This window comes from Leclercia sp. W6, assembly GCF_003336345.1.
Lineage (GTDB): Bacteria > Pseudomonadota > Gammaproteobacteria > Enterobacterales > Enterobacteriaceae > Enterobacter.
Genome location: NZ_CP031104.1, coordinates 2,583,089 through 2,600,854 on the forward strand (window position 1 = coordinate 2,583,089; position 17,766 = coordinate 2,600,854).

18 protein-coding genes are annotated in these 17,766 nt (G+C 52.9%); 13 read left to right on the forward strand and 5 right to left on the reverse strand.

Annotated features, from left to right (window positions below):
- Nucleotides 1-58 precede the first annotated feature (58 nt).
- From clpP to bolA, 3 genes are all read right to left on the reverse strand, one after another.
- Nucleotides 59-682 carry an ATP-dependent Clp endopeptidase proteolytic subunit ClpP gene (gene clpP / locus DVA43_RS12695; protein ID WP_032616835.1) on the reverse strand — a complete coding sequence of 208 codons (624 nt, stop codon included), beginning with the start codon at nt 680-682 and terminating at the stop codon, nt 59-61.
- Between the two features lie 260 nt (nt 683-942).
- Entirely contained in the window at nt 943-2,241 is a 1,299-nt protein-coding gene (gene tig, locus DVA43_RS12700) for a trigger factor (protein WP_103824043.1), read from the reverse strand.
- A gap of 331 nt (nt 2,242-2,572) precedes the next feature.
- The gene (gene bolA / locus DVA43_RS12705) at nt 2,573-2,890 is read right to left on the reverse strand and encodes a transcriptional regulator BolA (protein WP_039032378.1); all 318 of its coding nucleotides are present in this window, start codon (nt 2,888-2,890) and stop codon (nt 2,573-2,575) included.
- 304 nt (nt 2,891-3,194) lie between these two features.
- Between bolA and DVA43_RS12710 the strand changes: the two genes are divergently transcribed.
- From DVA43_RS12710 to DVA43_RS12750, 9 genes are all read left to right on the forward strand, one after another.
- Nucleotides 3,195-3,773, forward strand: a complete 579-nt coding sequence (locus tag DVA43_RS12710) for a lipoprotein (RefSeq protein WP_103178480.1) — start codon at nt 3,195-3,197, stop codon at nt 3,771-3,773.
- A 43-nt stretch (nt 3,774-3,816) separates the two neighbouring features.
- Complete coding sequence (gene ampG / locus DVA43_RS12715) at nt 3,817-5,292, forward strand: muropeptide MFS transporter AmpG (protein ID WP_114315758.1); 1,476 nt, start codon at nt 3,817-3,819, stop codon at nt 5,290-5,292.
- 477 nt (nt 5,293-5,769) lie between these two features.
- Nucleotides 5,770-6,717 (forward strand): cytochrome o ubiquinol oxidase subunit II, encoded by a 948-nt coding sequence (gene cyoA / locus DVA43_RS12720; protein ID WP_103824041.1) that lies wholly within the window; start codon nt 5,770-5,772, stop codon nt 6,715-6,717.
- Nucleotides 6,718-6,733: 16 nt separating this feature from the next.
- Nucleotides 6,734-8,725: a cytochrome o ubiquinol oxidase subunit I gene (cyoB, locus tag DVA43_RS12725; protein WP_103824040.1), complete on the forward strand. Its 1,992-nt coding sequence runs from the start codon at nt 6,734-6,736 to the stop codon at nt 8,723-8,725.
- On the forward strand, nt 8,715-9,329 hold the full coding sequence (locus DVA43_RS12730) for a cytochrome o ubiquinol oxidase subunit III (RefSeq protein ID WP_114315759.1): 615 nt from the start codon (nt 8,715-8,717) through the stop codon (nt 9,327-9,329). Before cyoB ends, DVA43_RS12730 begins: the two co-directional genes overlap by 11 nt.
- A complete protein-coding gene (locus DVA43_RS12735; RefSeq protein WP_103178475.1) occupies nt 9,329-9,655 on the forward strand; it encodes a cytochrome o ubiquinol oxidase subunit IV in 327 nt (108 codons plus the stop codon). The genes DVA43_RS12730 and DVA43_RS12735 overlap by 1 nt, the downstream gene beginning before the upstream one ends.
- Nucleotides 9,656-9,666: 11 nt before the next feature.
- Nucleotides 9,667-10,554 (forward strand): heme o synthase, encoded by an 888-nt coding sequence (cyoE, locus tag DVA43_RS12740; RefSeq protein WP_114315760.1) that lies wholly within the window; start codon nt 9,667-9,669, stop codon nt 10,552-10,554.
- A gap of 253 nt (nt 10,555-10,807) precedes the next feature.
- Complete coding sequence (locus DVA43_RS12745; protein WP_103824038.1) at nt 10,808-11,140, forward strand: hypothetical protein; 333 nt, start codon at nt 10,808-10,810, stop codon at nt 11,138-11,140.
- Between the two features lie 270 nt (nt 11,141-11,410).
- Complete coding sequence (locus tag DVA43_RS12750) at nt 11,411-12,772, forward strand: MFS transporter (protein ID WP_114315761.1); 1,362 nt, start codon at nt 11,411-11,413, stop codon at nt 12,770-12,772.
- Between the two features lie 29 nt (nt 12,773-12,801).
- Here the strand turns inward: DVA43_RS12750 and DVA43_RS12755 are convergent, their stop codons facing one another.
- Nucleotides 12,802-13,293: a YajQ family cyclic di-GMP-binding protein gene (locus DVA43_RS12755; RefSeq protein WP_103178471.1), complete on the reverse strand. Its 492-nt coding sequence runs from the start codon at nt 13,291-13,293 to the stop codon at nt 12,802-12,804.
- Nucleotides 13,294-13,422: 129 nt separating this feature from the next.
- Between DVA43_RS12755 and panE the strand changes: the two genes are divergently transcribed.
- Nucleotides 13,423-14,334: a 2-dehydropantoate 2-reductase gene (gene panE / locus DVA43_RS12760; RefSeq protein ID WP_114315762.1), complete on the forward strand. Its 912-nt coding sequence runs from the start codon at nt 13,423-13,425 to the stop codon at nt 14,332-14,334.
- The gene (yajL, locus tag DVA43_RS12765) at nt 14,297-14,890 is read left to right on the forward strand and encodes a protein deglycase YajL (protein ID WP_114315763.1); all 594 of its coding nucleotides are present in this window, start codon (nt 14,297-14,299) and stop codon (nt 14,888-14,890) included. Before panE ends, yajL begins: the two co-directional genes overlap by 38 nt.
- A gap of 83 nt (nt 14,891-14,973) precedes the next feature.
- Here the strand turns inward: yajL and thiI are convergent, their stop codons facing one another.
- Nucleotides 14,974-16,422: a tRNA uracil 4-sulfurtransferase ThiI gene (gene thiI, locus DVA43_RS12770; protein WP_103824034.1), complete on the reverse strand. Its 1,449-nt coding sequence runs from the start codon at nt 16,420-16,422 to the stop codon at nt 14,974-14,976.
- Nucleotides 16,423-16,615: 193 nt separating this feature from the next.
- On the opposite strand from thiI, the gene xseB reads away from it, so the two are divergent.
- A complete protein-coding gene (xseB, locus tag DVA43_RS12775; protein ID WP_103824033.1) occupies nt 16,616-16,858 on the forward strand; it encodes an exodeoxyribonuclease VII small subunit in 243 nt (80 codons plus the stop codon).
- Nucleotides 16,859-17,758, forward strand: a complete 900-nt coding sequence (gene ispA / locus DVA43_RS12780; protein WP_114315764.1) for a (2E,6E)-farnesyl diphosphate synthase — start codon at nt 16,859-16,861, stop codon at nt 17,756-17,758. It begins immediately after the preceding gene.
- Nucleotides 17,759-17,766: the final 8 nt, after the last annotated feature.

The following is a 17,766-nucleotide window of genomic DNA, read 5'->3' on the forward strand; positions in this document are numbered from 1 at the left end:
TGCTCGTAAGCAAAGTGCCGCCCTACCATAGTATAGCGGCACACCCGCGTCGTGGGCATCAATTACGATGGGTCAAAATGGAGTCGACTAAGCCGTACTCAACTGCCTCTGGTGCGGACAGGAAGCGATCGCGCTCGGTATCACGCTCGATCTGCTCAAGTGATTGACCCGTGTGGTGAGCCATAAGTTCATTCATGCGCCCTTTAACTTTCAGAATTTCACGGGCGTGAATCTCAATGTCTGTCGCCTGGCCCTGGTATCCGCCCAGCGGCTGGTGGATCATAACGCGCGAGTTAGGCAGGCAGAAACGCTTGCCTTTCGCCCCTGCGGTCAGCAGGAATGCGCCCATCGATGCCGCCTGGCCCATACAAATGGTGCTCACATCAGGCTTGATGAACTGCATGGTATCGTAAATGGACATCCCGGCGGTGATAACGCCACCCGGGGAGTTAATGTACAGGTAAATGTCTTTTTCCGGGTTTTCCGCTTCCAGAAACAGCATTTGCGCCACGATCAGGTTCGCCATGTGGTCTTCCACCTGGCCGGTCATGAAGATAACGCGTTCTTTAAGCAGACGGGAGTAGATATCAAAAGAACGTTCACCGCGAGAGGTCTGTTCAATAACCATTGGCACCAGCGCCATATGGGGTGCAAAGTTATCTCGTTCGCCACTGTATGACATTTCCGTCTCCTGGATAAAAAATGAAAATACCTGCTGTACTGATTGTAACCTTGCGGACGGATTATCAGCCAGTCTCTTTAATACTACTTTCCCACTAATGGGGATGGCTCAGCCCTATTTCAAGCATAACAATCTTTTGTTGTAACGCTAACACTGAAAAGGCGTTTTATCACGCTTCGTGATTTATAACTGTGATAAAAAAAACCCGCCGCCGAAAGGCAACGGGTTTTTTGCTCAAACTTTAAACAAAGCGGGCAGAATTACGCCTGCTGGTTCATCAGTTCGTTGAAAGAAGTGGCTTTTTCGGACACTTTCGCTTTGGCCAGAACCGCTTCAACAGCCTGCTCTTCCAGGGCGACATTGCGCATGTTTTCCATCAGCTCTTTGTTGCTGCCGTAGAAAGCAACAACTTCTGACGGATCTTCATAGGCAGAAGCCATCTCTTCGATCAGACCTTTAACGCGCTCTTCGTCAGCTTTCAGCTCGTGGGTACGAATCACTTCGCCCAGCAGCAGACCAACGACAACGCGGCGTTTAGCCTGCTCTTCGAACAGCTCGCGTGGCAGTTCCAGCGCTTGCTTCTCGTTGCCACCGAAACGCTGTGCAGCCTGACGGCGCAGAACGTCGATTTCGCTGTCGATCAGCGCAGACGGGATCTCGATCTCGTTAGCTTTAACCAGACCTTCGATAGCCTGAGACTTCACGCGGTTACGCACGGCGCCTTTCAGCTCGCGTTCCATATTTTTACGCACTTCTGCACGCAGACCTTCAACAGAACCATCTTCAACGCCGAAACGCTTGATGAAATCTTCAGTCAGTTCTGGCAGCTCGCGGTCTTCAACTTTCTTCAGGGTAATGGCGAATTTAGCCGCTTTACCTTTCAGGTTTTCAGCGTGGTACTCTTCCGGGAAGGTCACATCGATGGTGAACTCTTCGCCAGCGCTGTGGCCTTTGATACCTTCTTCGAAGCCTGGGATCATACGACCCTGGCCCATCGCCAGTACGAAGTCAGATGCTTTACCGCCTTCGAACTCTTCGCCGTCTACAGAGCCGGTGAAGTCGATGGTGACACGGTCTTCTGCGTCAGCAGCGCCGTCTTTATCTTTCCAGGTCGCCTGCTGCTTACGCAGGGTGTCCAGCATGCCGTCAACGTCAGCTTCAGTCACTTCAACGACAGGTTTTTCAACTTCAATCGTTTCCAGGCCTTTCAGCTCAACTTCTGGATAGACTTCGAACTCTACCGCGTAGGTGAAGTCTTCGCCCAGTTTGTATTCACCCGGAACATAGGTCGGGGAACCGGCTGGGTTGATTTTTTCTTTGATGATCGCGTCAACAAAGTTGCGGCTCATCAGGTCACCCAGCACGTCCTGGCGAACAGAAGCGCCATAACGCTGAGCAACGACATTCATCGGTACTTTGCCCTTACGGAAGCCGTCAATACGGACTTTCTTCGCTACGTTGACCAGCTCGCTTTTTACAGCGTTTTCGATGCTGTCAGCAGCGATTGTAATCGTTACACGGCGGCCAAGGCCTTGAGTGGTTTCAACTGAAACTTGCATCTTGTTACCTCAAAAAAATCACAGTGCTCGGTCAACTCTGAATTTGCCTCGCAATACCGGGATGCTCTCTTGTAGCAGATTCACATTCCCTGTCGCCAGAATCATCCCGAAGACATTCATTAAGACGCGGCATTATAGCGGCATCACTTTAGTGAGTCGAGAACGGTTGGCGTATGTTGCTGCGGCTTTTTTCACAAATTAAGGCTATTTTTAGCCTTAAAATCGCGCCACCGGCTCAAAACCCGGACAAAACAAAACGGCCCGCAGGCCGCTTTGACGTAATCTTTATGCAACATACTGGAAAAGCTCCTGCTGTTGCAAACAGGATTTATTACGCGATCGTTCCGGCTCCCCGGCACGGTGGCGATGCGAAAATCGTATCCTGTAACCCCTTCCACTCTTTGATTGTATAAGTGTGGAGCGCCAGCGCATGGACCGTGGTCGAGAGCTCTTCCGTCAAGGTTCCGTAAATCATACGGTGACGGTTGAGAAAACGCTCGCCAGCGAAACGGTCACTGACCAGCACCACCTTAAAGTGGCTCTCAGAGCCTGCCGGTACGTTATGACGATAGCTTTCGTCGACGACTTCAAGGAACACAGGTTCAAACGCCGCCCTTAACTTATCTTCAATCTGTTCACGTATCATCATGAAATTACTCCTCCGACAACGCTGAGATGTCACCCATCCCTTTAAATATTAGCCGCTTTTACCGCTTGCATAACAACAAGACAACAAAAATTTAGCTTTCGTCTGATTTTCTCATTCAACCGTATGAAGTCCTATAAGGGAAGCGTCGTTTTGTCGTTCGAATAACGGAAAAGCGTTTCAGGTGGTCAGTTTTCAGACAAGGCGATGAATTTACATGCGTTGACCACTTCCCCTTGCCGTTGGCGATGTTATGATGGCGGCAATTTTTATCTCTATATGCTTACGATTCGTTGAGAGCCTGAACATGTTAAAAAAACTCTTTTTCCCTTTAGTCGCCCTGTTTATGCTGGCTGGCTGCGCGACCCCGCCAACCACCATTGATGTTTCGCCAAAGATCACCCTGCCACAGCAGGATCCAAGCCTGATGGGCGTGACCGTAAGCATTAACGGCGCAGACCAGCGTCGCGACCAGGCGCTGGCGAAAGTCACCCGCGACAACCAGGTTGTCACCCTGACCGCTTCCCGCGATCTGCGTTTCCTGCTGCAGGAAGTGCTTGAGAAGCAGATGACCGCTCGCGGTTATATGGTTGGCCCAAGCGGCGCGGTAGATCTGCAGATCATCGTCAACAACCTGTACGCTGACGTCTCTCAGGGCAACGTGCGCTATAACATCGCCACCAAAGCCGATATCGCCATCATCGCTACCGCGAAGAACGGCAACAAGATGAACAAAAACTACCGTGCAAGCTACTCTGTTGAAGGTGCGTTCCAGGCCTCTAACCAGAACATTGCTAACGCGGTTAACAGCGTGCTGACCGACACCATCGCCGATATGGCGCAGGACACCAGCATTCACGAATTCATCAAGCAGAACGCACGTTAAGTCTGCCTGCTGACCCGGCCACCGGTCGGGTCAGTTTTACCTCATGTCCAGTCATTACTTACGCATTTTCCAGCAGCCTAAATCAGCTATCTTGCTGATCCTCGGTTTTGCCTCCGGTTTACCCCTTGCCCTGACATCCGGCACGCTCCAGGCGTGGATGACCGTCGAAAATATCGATCTTAAAACCATCGGCTTCTTCTCGCTGGTCGGTCAGGCCTATGTCTTTAAATTTTTATGGTCACCAATGATGGACCGCTACACGCCGCCTTTCCTCGGCAGGCGTCGTGGCTGGTTGCTGATGACCCAGGCGATGCTGCTGCTGGCGATTGCCGCCATGGGCTTCCTTGAGCCTGCGTCACAGCTGCGCTGGATGGCTGCGCTGGCGGTGGTGATCGCGTTTTGCTCTGCGTCGCAGGATATCGTTTTTGATGCCTGGAAAACGGACGTGCTTTCAGCTGAAGAGCGCGGCGCCGGGGCCGCCATCAGCGTGCTGGGTTACCGTCTGGGCATGCTGGTCTCAGGCGGGCTGGCCCTGTGGCTGGCGGACAGATACCTCGGCTGGCAGGGGATGTACTGGCTGATGGCCATCCTGCTTATTCCCTGCATGATCGCCACAATTCTTGCCCCGGAACCGAGCGATGTGATCCCGGTCCCCCGCTCCCTTGAGCAGGCTGTGGCTGAACCGTTGCGTGACTTTTTTGGCCGTAACAACGCCTGGCTCATTCTGCTGTTGATTGTGTTGTACAAACTTGGCGATGCGTTTGCGATGAGCCTGACCACCACCTTCCTGATACGCGGAGTGGGCTTCGATGCTGGTGAAGTGGGGGTCGTTAACAAAACGCTGGGGCTGATTGCCACGATTATCGGCGCGCTCTACGGCGGCGTGCTGATGCAGCGCTTAAGCCTGTTCCGTGCCCTGCTAATTTTCGGCATCCTACAGGGAATTTCGAACGCCGGGTACTGGCTGCTCTCCATTACCGATAAGCATATGCTCAGCATGGCAACGGCGGTGTTCTTCGAAAACTTGTGTGGTGGGATGGGGACAGCGGCGTTTGTCGCGCTGCTGATGACTCTGTGCAATAAATCGTTCTCTGCCACGCAGTTCGCCCTGCTCTCGGCGCTCTCTGCGGTAGGTCGCGTCTACGTTGGCCCTATCGCAGGCTGGTTCGTTGAAACGCACGGCTGGGCGGAGTTCTATCTGTTCTCTGTGTTTGCGGCCATTCCTGGGCTGCTCCTGTTATTAATATGCCGCCGTTCGCTGAAATATACCCAGCAAACCGAACACTTTATGGAAAGGACGCTCTACCCGTCCGCCTATCGCTTCGCCTTAAGAATCTTGCTAGCGGGCTGTGTGATGCTGGCGCTGTGGCTTGTCGTGGCGATTGTGAATGCCACGACCACGCTCGATCTGCCGTTTACCCTGCTGCTGCTTGATGTGGGTGCGCTGCTGACGATGGTCGGGATCGTGACCGGTGCGCTTCTCGATTATCTGGCCATGCGTAAAACCCAAACGACGTAAAATGATAAAAAACGGTTATTTGCCGTTGTAATCACCTTGTGAAATTATAACGGTAAATAAATCTGTCCAGTTCAAAATAATATTTGTTGTTTTGTGCGTCTTAGAATTCCGGAAATTATTGGAAGCGGTAATAAACCCTATTTTCCTTTAACCGATTCAGCAACCGAAAGATTAATTTTCCGTTTTTTAATTGTCTTTTTATTGCAAATTATTTGTTAATTATTTGTGTCTTTTTCACAATGGTTATACCAATTACCCTCTTTCCCCTCCCGACAGGACTGGATTCGTTATAAGCCGCGTATGACGGGACTCCTGTCCGGGATTGGCTATACTTTGCAACATGTGTGACTTATCCGGCAGAACCCGGTAACACGTTACTGACACAGTCCTAATGATGTTTACAGTAATGTAACCTTCCCGTAAAATGCCCCCACACTTTAAACGCCACCAAGGTCCCCGTGGAATTGAGGTCGTTAAATGACACTTAGGAAATACAATAAAGGTTTGGGCTGGTTGTCGTTAATTGCAGGCACTGTATTACTCAGTGGCTGTGATTCTGCGCTTCTGGACCCCAAAGGACAGATTGGACTGGAACAACGTTCCCTGATTCTGACGGCTTTCGGCCTGATGATGATCGTCGTTATTCCTGCCATTTTGATGGCTATTGGTTTCGCCTGGAAGTACCGTGCGAGCAACAAAGATGCGAAGTACAGCCCTAACTGGTCACACTCCAATAAAGTGGAAGCTGTGGTCTGGACGGTGCCTATCCTGATCATCCTGTTCCTTGCCGTGCTGACATGGAAAACCACTCACTCGCTCGAGCCGAGCAAACCGCTGGTTCACGATGAGAAACCTATCACCATCGAAGTGGTCTCCATGGACTGGAAATGGTTCTTCATCTACCCGGAACAGGGCATTGCTACCGTGAATGAAATCGCCTTCCCGGCGAACACTCCGGTAGAGTTCAAAGTGACCTCTAACTCCGTGATGAACTCCTTCTTTATTCCGCGTCTGGGCAGCCAGATTTATGCGATGGCCGGTATGCAGACTAACCTGCACCTGATTGCCAACGAAGCAGGCACCTATGACGGTATCTCCGCCAGCTACAGTGGTCCGGGCTTCTCTGGTATGAAGTTCAAAGCCATTGCCACACCTGACCGTGCCGCTTTCGACCAGTGGGTCGCTAAAGCGAAACAGTCCCCGAACACCATGTCTGACATGGCTACGTTCGAAAAAGTGGCAACGCCTAGCGAATACAACAAAGTGGAGTACTTCTCTAACGTGAAACCGAATTTGTTCAAAGATGTCATTGGCAAATTTATGGGACATGGCAAGAGCATGGACGTGACCCAGCCTGAAGGCGAGCACAACTCGCACGAAGGTATGGAAGGCATGGACATGAGCCACGCGGAAACCGCTCACTAAGGGGCCGAGGAAGAAAATGTTCGGAAAATTGACACTGGATGCAGTGCCGTACCATGAACCTATTATCATGGTTACGATTGCTGCAATTATCATTGGTGGCGCGGCCTTAGTTGGCCTGATCACTTACTTCGGTAAGTGGAGCTACCTGTGGAATGAGTGGCTGACTTCGGTCGACCACAAAAAACTCGGCATCATGTACTGCCTCGTCGGTATCGTCATGTTAATTCGTGGCTTTGCGGATGCGATCATGATGCGTAGCCAGCAGGCGCTTGCCTCCGCAGGCGAAGCAGGCTTCCTGCCACCGCACCACTACGATCAGATCTTTACCGCCCACGGCGTTATCATGATCTTCTTCGTGGCGATGCCGCTGGTTATCGGTCTGATGAACGTGGTCGTGCCGCTGCAAATCGGTGCGCGTGACGTTGCGTTCCCCTTCCTGAACAACCTGAGCTTCTGGTTCACGGTTGTCGGTGTGATTCTGGTTAACCTTTCTCTGGGCGTCGGTGAGTTCGCGCAGACCGGTTGGCTGGCCTATCCGCCGCTATCAGGAATTGAATACAGTCCTGGTGTAGGTGTTGACTACTGGATTTGGGCGCTGCAGCTCTCCGGTATCGGTACTACCCTGACCGGTATTAACTTCTTCGTGACCATTCTGAAGATGCGTGCCCCAGGCATGACGATGTTCAAGATGCCGGTATTTACCTGGGCATCTCTGTGCGCCAACGTCCTGATTATCGCCTCTTTCCCAATTCTGACCGTCACCATCGCGCTGCTGACCCTGGATCGCTATCTGGGTACCCATTTCTTTACCAACGATATGGGTGGCAACATGATGATGTACATCAACCTGATTTGGGCCTGGGGTCACCCGGAAGTGTACATCCTGGTTCTGCCGGTGTTCGGTGTCTTCTCCGAAATCGCGGCGACCTTCTCGCGTAAACGTCTGTTTGGTTACACCTCGCTGGTGTGGGCAACCGTATGTATTACCGTTCTGTCGTTCATCGTTTGGCTGCACCACTTCTTCACCATGGGTGCGGGCGCCAACGTAAACGCCTTCTTCGGTATTACAACCATGATTATCGCAATCCCTACCGGGGTTAAGATCTTCAACTGGCTGTTCACCATGTACCAGGGCCGTATCCAGTTCCACTCAGCAATGCTGTGGACCATCGGCTTCATCGTGACCTTCTCCGTCGGTGGGATGACCGGTGTACTGCTGGCTGTTCCAGGTGCTGACTTCGTTCTGCACAACAGCCTGTTCCTGATCGCGCACTTCCACAACGTTATTATCGGCGGCGTCGTCTTCGGCTGCTTCGCTGGCGTAACCTACTGGTGGCCAAAAGCGTTCGGCTTCACGCTGAACGAAACCTGGGGTAAACGCGCGTTCTGGTTCTGGATTATCGGCTTCTTCGTGGCATTTATGCCGCTGTACGTGCTGGGCTTCATGGGTATGACCCGTCGTCTGAGCCAGCAGATCGATCCGCAGTTCCACCCAATGCTGCTGATTGCAGCGGGCGGCGCGGCGCTGATTGCCTGCGGTATCGCATGTCAGCTGATTCAGTACTACGTCTCTATCCGTGACCGTAACCTGAACCGCGACCTGACAGGTGACCCATGGGGTGGCCGTACGCTGGAGTGGGCGACCTCTTCTCCACCGCCGTTCTATAACTTTGCCGTTGTGCCGCACATTCATGAGCGTGACGCATTCTGGGAAATGAAAGAAAAAGGCGAAGCGTACAAGCAACCTACGCATTACGAAGAGATCCACATGCCGAAAAACAGCGGTGCGGGCATTGTCATCGCCGCCTTCACTACGGTATTTGGTTTCGCAATGATCTGGCACATCTGGTGGTTGGCGATTGTTGGCTTTGCCGGCGTCGTAATTAGCTGGATTGTGAAGAGCTTTGACGAGGACGTGGACTACTACGTACCAGTCCGTGAAGTCGAAAAACTGGAAAACCAGCATTTCGATGAGATTTCTAAAGCGGGGCTGAAAAATGGCAACTGATACTTTGACGCACTCAACTGCCCACGCGCATGACCACGCGCACCACGATACAGGGCCGACGAAAGTTTTCGGCTTCTGGATCTACCTGATGAGCGACTGCATTCTGTTCTGCTGTCTGTTCGCGACCTATGCCGTTCTGGTGAACGGCACAGCGGGCGGCCCGACCGGTAAGGACATTTTTGAGCTGCCGTTCGTTCTGGTTGAAACTGCCCTGCTGCTGTTCAGCTCCATCGCCTACGGCATGGCGGCTATCGCCATGTACAAAAACAACAAGAGCCAGGTTGTCTCCTGGCTGGCGTTGACCTGGTTGTTTGGTGCTGGCTTCATCGGGATGGAAATCTATGAATTCCATCACCTGATCATGGAAGGCTTCGGCCCGGATCGCAGTGGCTTCCTGTCAGCGTTCTTCGCGCTGGTCGGTACCCACGGTCTGCACGTGACTTCCGGTCTGATCTGGATGGCTGTTCTGATGTTCCAGATTTCCCGTCGCGGCCTGACCAGCACTAACCGCACCCGTATTATGTGCCTGAGCCTGTTCTGGCACTTCCTGGATGTGGTTTGGATCTGTGTGTTCTCTGTAGTCTATCTGATGGGGGCGATGTAATGAGTCATTCTAACGATCATGGCGCTTCCCACGGCAGCGTAAAGACCTACATGACAGGGTTTATCCTGTCGATCATCCTGACGGTCATTCCGTTCTGGATGGTGATGAGCGGTACTGCTTCTCACGCGGCAATTCTGGGCACTATCCTGGTTACCGCGGTAGTGCAGATTCTGGTGCATCTGGTTTGCTTCCTGCACATGAACACCAAGTCTGATGAAGGCTGGAATATGACAGCATTCATCTTTACCGTGATTATCATCGCAATCCTGGTAGTCGGATCCATCTGGATTATGTGGAACCTCAACTACAACATGATGGTTCACTAAGAGCGGCGAGTATGTTTAAGCAATACCTGCAAGTAACAAAACCAGGCATCATCTTTGGCAACCTGATCTCGGTGATCGGAGGGTTCCTGCTGGCTTCTAAAGGCAGCATCGATTACGCCCTCTTTATCTCCACGCTGATTGGGGTGTCACTGGTGGTTGCGTCCGGTTGTGTATTTAACAACTACATCGACATGGATATCGACAGGAAGATGGAAAGGACGAAAAATCGGGTGCTGGTAAAAGGCCTGATGTCTCCTGCCGTCTCGCTGGTGTACGCCACCTTGCTGGGTATTGCTGGCTTTATGCTGCTGTGGTTCGGCGCCAATCCTCTGGCTTGTTGGCTGGGGGTGATGGGTTTCGTGGTTTATGTGGGCGTCTATAGCCTGTATATGAAGCGTCACTCCGTCTACGGCACGTTGATTGGTTCTCTCTCCGGCGCTGCGCCGCCGGTGATTGGCTACTGCGCAGTCACCAACGAGTTCGACAGCGGTGCGCTCATCCTGCTGGCTATCTTTAGCCTGTGGCAGATGCCGCACTCCTACGCCATTGCGATTTTCCGCTTTAAGGATTATCAGGCTGCGAACATCCCGGTTCTGCCGGTGGTGAAAGGCATCTCCGTCGCCAAGAACCATATCACGCTCTATATCATCGCTTTTGCGGTGGCTACGCTGATGCTCTCCCTGGGCGGTTACGCCGGATATAAATATCTGGTCGTGGCTGCAGCGGTAAGCGTCTGGTGGCTCGGCATGGCGCTGCGCGGTTATAAAGTGGAAGATGATAAAGTCTGGGCGCGTAAGCTGTTCGGCTTCTCCATCATCGCCATTACCGCACTGAGCGTCATGATGTCTGTAGATTTTATGGTGCCGGATTCACATAACCTGCTGACTTACGTCTGGTAAGTTTTAATAACCTTACGTTTGCCCGCCAGACGTAAGCATAAAATAGCCCGCCACCTTAACGGTCGCGGGCTATTTTTATATTAAAGACAAATAATTCACGGCATATAAATATAAACAAAATATCGATCAAGCCAAAAAGAGAACATATAAACTGCTGCAAATAATATTAACTACCCAACGATATGGACCAATGGTAATCTTCGCCGTGGGTAATTAGCCCACCTATTAATTTCATTCCATAAGGAAATACAAAATGAAAGAATTATCAGTTCAAGAAATTCAGTTCGTATCCGGCGGTTTTAACCTGTTCGGCGCGTTAAGCGGTTTCAACAGCTTCCTGGCTAATGCGTCTCAGAGCTTTGGTACCTTCGCCCTGAACTCCGGTGCAGCATTCGCTGACTTCGTCGCTGAAAGCGCCACTGCGTTTGGTGATTTCCTGAAGGGTGATTCAAACTGGAATGGTTTCCTTACCAATGGTGCTAACAGCTGGAATAAATTTACCGACACTGCCGGTAAAAACTGGTCCGAATTTAAGGATAATGCTTCCTCTAGCTGGAACAGCTTCCTGGATGGCGCCAACGCGTAATTCGCTATGAATATAGAGTCAGGGGCTTTGCCCCTGACTCTAGACTTTTAAATTTATTAAATCCCCTTTTATTTTTTTATAATTATTACTGCTCTTTTTGTCGTGAACTACCGTTCCTCTCTCTATTAACGTGATAGAAAAAAATTAATCACCCTGCCCCCGGTTTAATCGCAGGAATCATTAACTCCAGAAATAATTGTTTATCATCGCTCTGTTTACCCCGTCCCGCTCTCAGACTACACTGGACGCGCTTTTTAGACAGAGGTGGTAATGAACGACTATAAAATGACGCCGGGCGAGCTACGCGCTACCTGGGGTTTGGGGACGGTTTTTTCACTGCGCATGCTCGGCATGTTTATGGTTCTGCCAGTCCTGACGACATACGGCATGGCGTTACAGGGCGCAAGCGAGGCGTTGATTGGCCTTGCCATCGGCATTTACGGCCTTGCGCAGGCAATATTTCAGATCCCCTTTGGCCTGCTCTCCGATCGCGTCGGCCGCAAACCGTTAATCGTCGGCGGGCTGCTGGTGTTTGTCGCCGGTAGCGTGATTGCCGCCCTCTCCCACTCTATCTGGGGCATTATTCTCAGTCGCGCGCTGCAGGGCTCCGGTGCCATCGCCGCCGCCGTGATGGCGCTCCTGTCCGATCTGACCCGTGAACAGAACCGCACCAAAGCGATGGCCTTTATCGGCGTCAGCTTCGGCGTGACCTTTGCCATCGCCATGGTGCTGGGCCCGATCATCACTCATGCTCTTGGGCTACATGCCTTGTTCTGGATGATTGCCGTCCTGGCGACGCTGGGTATCGCCCTGACGATATGGGTAGTGCCGGACAGCAAAAACCATGTGCTGAACCGCGAATCGGGAATGGTTAAGGGCTGCTTCAGCAAAGTGCTGGTTGAGCCGCGCCTGCTGAAGCTCAACTTCGGCATTATGTGCCTGCACATTTTGCTGATGTCCACCTTCGTCGCCCTCCCCGGCCAGCTTGCCGCAGCGGGTTTCCCCGCAGCCGAGCACTGGAAAATCTACCTGGTGACCATGCTCATCTCGTTTGTCTCCGTGGTGCCGTTTATTATTTATGCCGAAGTGAAGCGCCGGATGAAGCGCGTCTTTATCACCTGCGTCGCTCTGTTGTTGATTGCGGAAATTGTGTTGTGGGGCTCAGGCCCGCACTTCTGGGAGCTGGTTGCAGGTGTGCAGCTGTTCTTCCTTGCGTTCAACCTGATGGAAGCCCTGCTGCCGTCCCTGATCAGTAAAGAATCCCCGGCAGGCTATAAAGGCACGGCAATGGGGATCTACTCCACCAGCCAGTTTATCGGTGTGGCAATCGGCGGCTCTCTGGGGGGCTGGGTCGATGGCATGTTCGATTCGCAAACCGTTTTCCTTGCAGGTGCGCTGCTGGCAACACTCTGGCTGCTGGTCGCCAGCACCATGAAAGAACCGAAGTATGTCAGCAGCCTGCGGGTGGAAATTCCGTCTGATGTGAATATCAGCGATGCCTTAAAACAGCGACTTGAAGCCAAAGAGGGTGTCAGTGAGGTATTACTGGTGCCTGAGGAGCGCAGTTTGTATGTCAAAATCGACAGTAAAGTGACAAACCGCTTCGAAGTTGAACAGGCACTGAGAGCCTGAAAAAATGCCCGGCTAAGCCGGGCATTTTCTTAATCGCGGAAGTTCTTGAACTGGAACGGCTGGCCGAGATCGCCGCCGCGTACCAGCGCCATCACGCTCTGCAGATCGTCGCGGGATTTCCCGGTTACACGAATCTCTTCGCCCTGGATCTGCGCCTGTACCTTCAGCTTGCTGTCTTTGATGAGCTTAACGATCTTCTTCTGAACCGCGCTTTCAATGCCCTGCTTCAGTTTGGCTTCAACAAACCAGGTTTTACCGCTGTGGACAAAATCCTCCGGTACATCCAGAGACGTCCCCTCAATGCCGCGCTTCAGCAGCTTGGCACGCAGGATATCCAGCAGCTGATTCACCTGGAAATCAGACTCACTCAGCACTTTAATCGTCTTATTTGCATCATTCAGCTCAAATGAAGCCTCAACACCACGAAAATCGAAGCGAGACTCAACCTCGCGGCTGGCGTTGTCCACGCCGTTACGTACTTCCTGGATATCAACTTCGGAAACAATATCGAAAGATGGCATCTTTTCTTCTCCCTTCACTTTTGTTGCGTTGCATAATACCCGCTACGAGGCATAACTCAACAGAAGCTTAGTTGTCGACGCTATACTAAATGCTGTAACACCTGGCGCAGTTGCAGGTGAGGAGGAACGATGAAAATTACCGTGCTCGGATGCGGGGCATTGGGACAACTTTGGCTCACCGCACTTTGCAAACATGGGCATGAAGTACAGGGCTGGCTGCGCGTGCCACAGCCCTATTGCAGTGTAAACGTGATTGAAGAAGATGGGAGTATCTTTAACGAATCTCTTATCGCTAACTATCCTGATTTTCTGGCGCAAAGCGATCTGCTGCTGGTCACCCTGAAAGCCTGGCAGGTTTCCGATGCGGTCCGGGCGCTGGCAACCACCCTCCCCCGCACTTCCCCGATCATGTTGCTACACAACGGCATGGGCACCATTGAAGAGCTCAGACACATTCACCAGCCGCTGCTGATGGCAATCACCACCCATGCTGCCCGCCGGGATGGCAATGTGATTGTTCATGTCGCCAGCGGCATGACGCATATCGGCCCTGCCCGAGACCAGGCGGGCGACTACAGTTATCTGGCGGATCGCTTTCAGCAGGTGCTGCCGGATGTCGCCTGGCACGATAACATTCGCCCACAGATGTGGCGCAAGCTGGCGGTAAACTGCGTGATCAATCCGCTGACTGCCCTGCTGAATTGCCCGAACGGTGAGCTTAAACATCACCCTGAGGAAGTGGCAACCCTGTGCGCCGAGGTGGCCGCGGTGGTGGAGCGGGAAGGCATTCACACCTCGGAAGAGGACATTCGCTATTACGTCGAAGAGGTCATTGAGAGTACCGCACAGAATATCTCCTCGATGCTGCAGGATATCCGCGCCCTGCGCCATACTGAAATTGACTACATTACCGGTTACCTGTTAAAACGCGCCCGGGCGCACGGTATCAGCGTGCCGGAAAATGTCCGTCTGTATGAACAGGTTAAACGTAAGGAGAGTGAGTATGAGCGCGTCGGCACTGGTATGCCTCGCCCCTGGTAGCGAAGAGACCGAAGCGGTCACCACCATCGATCTGCTGGTTCGCGCCGGGATTAGCGTCACAACGGCAAGCGTCGCCAGCGATGGCAACCTGGTTATTACCTGCTCTCGTGGGGTGAAGATTGTGGCAGATGCCCCGCTGGTGGAAGTCGCCGACGGTGATTACGACGTTATTGTCCTGCCGGGTGGCCTGAAGGGCGCCGAGTGTTTCCGCGACAGCCCGCTGCTGGTCGAGACGGTCAGGCAGTTCCACCATTCCGGGCGGATCGTCGCGGCCATTTGCGCGGCGGCGGCTACGGTGCTGGTTCCGCACAATATCTTCCCGCTTGGCAATATGACCGGTTTCCCGACGCTGAAAGATCGCATTCCCGAAGAGCAATGGGTGGACAAACGTATGGTCTGGGATCCGCGCGTCAACCTGCTCACCAGCCAGGGGCCAGGTACCTCGATTGATTTTGCGCTGAAGATTATTGAGCTGCTGGTCGGGCGTGAAAAAGCGTATGAAGTGGCCTCATCGCTGGTGATGGCGGCGGGAATTTATAATTATTACGAAGCGTAGAAATTGCCCGGCGGCGCTACGCTTGCCGGGCCTACAAAGCACGAGTAGGCCGGGTAAGGCGTAGCCGCCACCCGGCACAACCACTACGGGCGATACACCTTCACATTGGTAAAGCCCTGCTCGCGCAGATAGAGCGCCTGCAGACGGCTCATCACCCCGCGCTCACACCACAGCAGATAGGTTTTGCTCTTATCGAGATCGCCAAATTTGGTGCTCAGCTTGTAGAACGGCAGTGAGGCCACTTCTACTCCCTCCGGCTCAAACGGCTTCGCATCCTGTTCATCAACGGAGCGGATATCCAGCAGCACGTCATCCGGGCCGAAACCGTTAACGGTCTCCACTTCGACGACTTCCTGCTCGGTCTGCTGGGCGATTTCGCGGATATCAATGTTAGAGGCTTCCTCCACCACTTTATCAAGAATGGAGAAATCGAAGTTCTCTTCCTCCGCTTCGATCTTCGCCTTCACCGCTTTTACGGTTGGGCTCTTCGAGATCACGCCGCAGTATTCTGGCATGGTGCGGGCAAAGTCTTCGGTACCGATCTCACGCGCCAGGTCGATGATGTGCTCTTTATCATGAGAGATCAGCGGACGCAGGATCAGCGTATCCGACACATTGTCGATCAGACGCAGGTTGGTCAGGGTCTGGCTGGAGACCTGACCCAGCGCTTCGCCGGTCACCAGCGCCTGTACGCCATAGCGTTCAGCGACTTTCGAGGCCGCACGCACCATCATGCGCTTCAGCACCACGCCCATCTGGCCGTCGTCCACTTTTTCGAGGATTTCACCCACCACAGGTTCAAAGTTAATCGCGACAAAACGCACGCGGTGGGAGCTGCCGAAACGGTTCCAGAGATAGTGCGCAACCTGACGCACGCCAATTTCATGGGCAGCACCGCCAAGGTTAAAGAAGCAGTAGTGTACGCGGCAGCCGCGACGCATCAGCATATAGCTGGAAACGCCGGAGTCGAAACCGCCGGAGATCAGCGACAGCACATCTTCCTGAGTACCAATCGGGAAACCGCCAATCCCTTCATAGCGCCCCTTAATCAGCAGCAGACGGTCGTTTTCGATTTCAAGGTGAACGGTCACTTCCGGGTTGGTCAGACGTACGCGCGCTGATTCAACGTGCTGATTCAGACCGCCACCTACGTAACGTTCTACTTCAATCGAGCTAAACTCATGTTTACCGCGACGCTTGGCGCGTACGCAGAAAGTTTTGCCTTCGATCTGATCGCGATACTGCGCCAGCGCTTTTTCGAAGATGTCGTGCAGGGAAGTGAATGGAACATCTTCCACTTCCAGAATATGGTGGATCCCCGGGATGCGGGTTAAGGCATCACGAATGTCCAGGCGCTTGTTTTCATCTTTAGCGCGGACTTCAACATGATCCCAGTGACGCACGACGGCAAGGGTCTCGTCGTAGTGCTTCAGAACGTTACGAATGTTCCCGGTTAAAATTTTAATAAAGCGCAAACGCACAGATTGGCTTTTGATGGTGATTTCCGGGAACAATTTAATGATAAACTTCATGGCGGCAATGTTTCTTTGGCAAGCATTTAAGCTTGAAATGGAAAAGTACAGCAGCCCCTTTAACCGAAGGCTGCTTCCAGGCGCGCAAGTATACCACCATCAGGCGCCTCCTGTGCACATTGCGCGTTATTTGATAATTACCCTGAGTCCGATACCATATCAGGGATAAAAAACTGAGAGTCAGACATTCACTATGCCGAAGAAAAACGATGCACCCGCCAGTTTCGAAACTGCGCTGAGTGAACTGGAGCAAATCGTTACCCGTCTGGAAAGCGGCGACCTGCCGTTAGAAGAGGCGCTTAATGAATTCGAACGCGGCGTGCAGCTGGCGCGCCAGGGCCAGGTAAAGCTGCAACAGGCGGAACAGCGCGTGCAGATCCTGCTCTCCGACAATGAAAACGCTGCCACCACACCCTTCACCCCGGATGCCGAGTAGATGGATTTTTCGAACCAGCTTCAGGCGTGTGTCGAGCGAGCTAACGACGCACTGCGCCGTTTTATAGAACCACAGCCTTTTCAGAACACTCCACTGGTTGAGGCCATGCATTATGGCGCACTGTTAGGCGGTAAGCGCCTGCGTCCTTTTCTGGTCTATGCCACCGGCAGAATGTTCGATATCAGTCTGGATACGCTGGATGCCCCGGCCGCTGCGGTAGAGTGTGTTCATGCCTATTCGCTGATCCATGACGATCTCCCGGCGATGGACGATGACGATCTGCGCCGCGGGCAACCAACCTGCCATATTAAGTTTGGCGAAGCGAATGCCATTCTGGCAGGCGATGCCCTGCAAACGCTGGCGTTTTCGATCCTGAGCGATGCACCGATGGTGGAAGTGGCGGATCGCGACCGTCTGGCGATGGTTTCGGAGCTGGCGATGGCCAGCGGTGTTGCCGGTATGTGCGGCGGTCAGGCGTTGGATCTGGAGGCGGAAGGCCGTCAGGTTAATCTGGAACAGCTGGAGCGCATTCATCGTCACAAGACCGGGGCACTGATTCGCGCCGCCGTTCGTCTGGGGGCGCTGAGCGCGGGTGAGCGAGGACGCGAAGCCTTGCCGATTCTGGATCGCTACGCAGAAAGTATCGGTTTAGCATTCCAGGTTCAGGATGACATTCTGGATGTCGTGGGCGATACTGCAACATTGGGTAAACGTCAGGGTGCCGATCAGCAGCTTGGCAAAAGTACCTATCCCGCCCTTCTGGGCCTTGAGCAAGCCCGACAAAAAGCCCGGGACCTGATTGCGGATGCCCGTCAGTCGCTTGAGCAACTGGCTGCGCAGTCACTGGATACCTCGGCACTGGAAGCGCTAGCGGACTATATAATCCAGCGTGATAAATAACGAAAAAA

Excerpts from the sequence above, each read along its gene's own strand:
- DVA43_RS12710 (WP_103178480.1), top strand. The coding sequence starts at position 3,195 with ATGTTAAAAAAACTCTTTTTCCCTTTAGTCGCCCTGTTTATGCTGGCT.
- DVA43_RS12745 (WP_103824038.1), top strand. The coding sequence starts at position 10,808 with ATGAAAGAATTATCAGTTCAAGAAATTCAGTTCGTATCCGGCGGTTTT.
- tig (WP_103824043.1), bottom strand. The coding sequence starts at position 2,241 with ATGCAAGTTTCAGTTGAAACCACTCAAGGCCTTGGCCGCCGTGTAACG.
- cyoA (WP_103824041.1), top strand. The coding sequence starts at position 5,770 with ATGACACTTAGGAAATACAATAAAGGTTTGGGCTGGTTGTCGTTAATT.
- ampG (WP_114315758.1), top strand. The coding sequence starts at position 3,817 with ATGTCCAGTCATTACTTACGCATTTTCCAGCAGCCTAAATCAGCTATC.
- cyoE (WP_114315760.1), top strand. The coding sequence starts at position 9,667 with ATGTTTAAGCAATACCTGCAAGTAACAAAACCAGGCATCATCTTTGGC.
- bolA (WP_039032378.1), bottom strand. The coding sequence starts at position 2,890 with ATGATGATACGTGAACAGATTGAAGATAAGTTAAGGGCGGCGTTTGAA.
- yajL (WP_114315763.1), top strand. The coding sequence starts at position 14,297 with ATGAGCGCGTCGGCACTGGTATGCCTCGCCCCTGGTAGCGAAGAGACC.
- clpP (WP_032616835.1), bottom strand. The coding sequence starts at position 682 with ATGTCATACAGTGGCGAACGAGATAACTTTGCACCCCATATGGCGCTG.
- ispA (WP_114315764.1), top strand. The coding sequence starts at position 16,859 with ATGGATTTTTCGAACCAGCTTCAGGCGTGTGTCGAGCGAGCTAACGAC.
- DVA43_RS12755 (WP_103178471.1), bottom strand. The coding sequence starts at position 13,293 with ATGCCATCTTTCGATATTGTTTCCGAAGTTGATATCCAGGAAGTACGT.
- cyoB (WP_103824040.1), top strand. The coding sequence starts at position 6,734 with ATGTTCGGAAAATTGACACTGGATGCAGTGCCGTACCATGAACCTATT.
- DVA43_RS12735 (WP_103178475.1), top strand. The coding sequence starts at position 9,329 with ATGAGTCATTCTAACGATCATGGCGCTTCCCACGGCAGCGTAAAGACC.
- panE (WP_114315762.1), top strand. The coding sequence starts at position 13,423 with ATGAAAATTACCGTGCTCGGATGCGGGGCATTGGGACAACTTTGGCTC.
- DVA43_RS12730 (WP_114315759.1), top strand. The coding sequence starts at position 8,715 with ATGGCAACTGATACTTTGACGCACTCAACTGCCCACGCGCATGACCAC.
- xseB (WP_103824033.1), top strand. The coding sequence starts at position 16,616 with ATGCCGAAGAAAAACGATGCACCCGCCAGTTTCGAAACTGCGCTGAGT.
- DVA43_RS12750 (WP_114315761.1), top strand. The coding sequence starts at position 11,411 with ATGAACGACTATAAAATGACGCCGGGCGAGCTACGCGCTACCTGGGGT.
- thiI (WP_103824034.1), bottom strand. The coding sequence starts at position 16,422 with ATGAAGTTTATCATTAAATTGTTCCCGGAAATCACCATCAAAAGCCAA.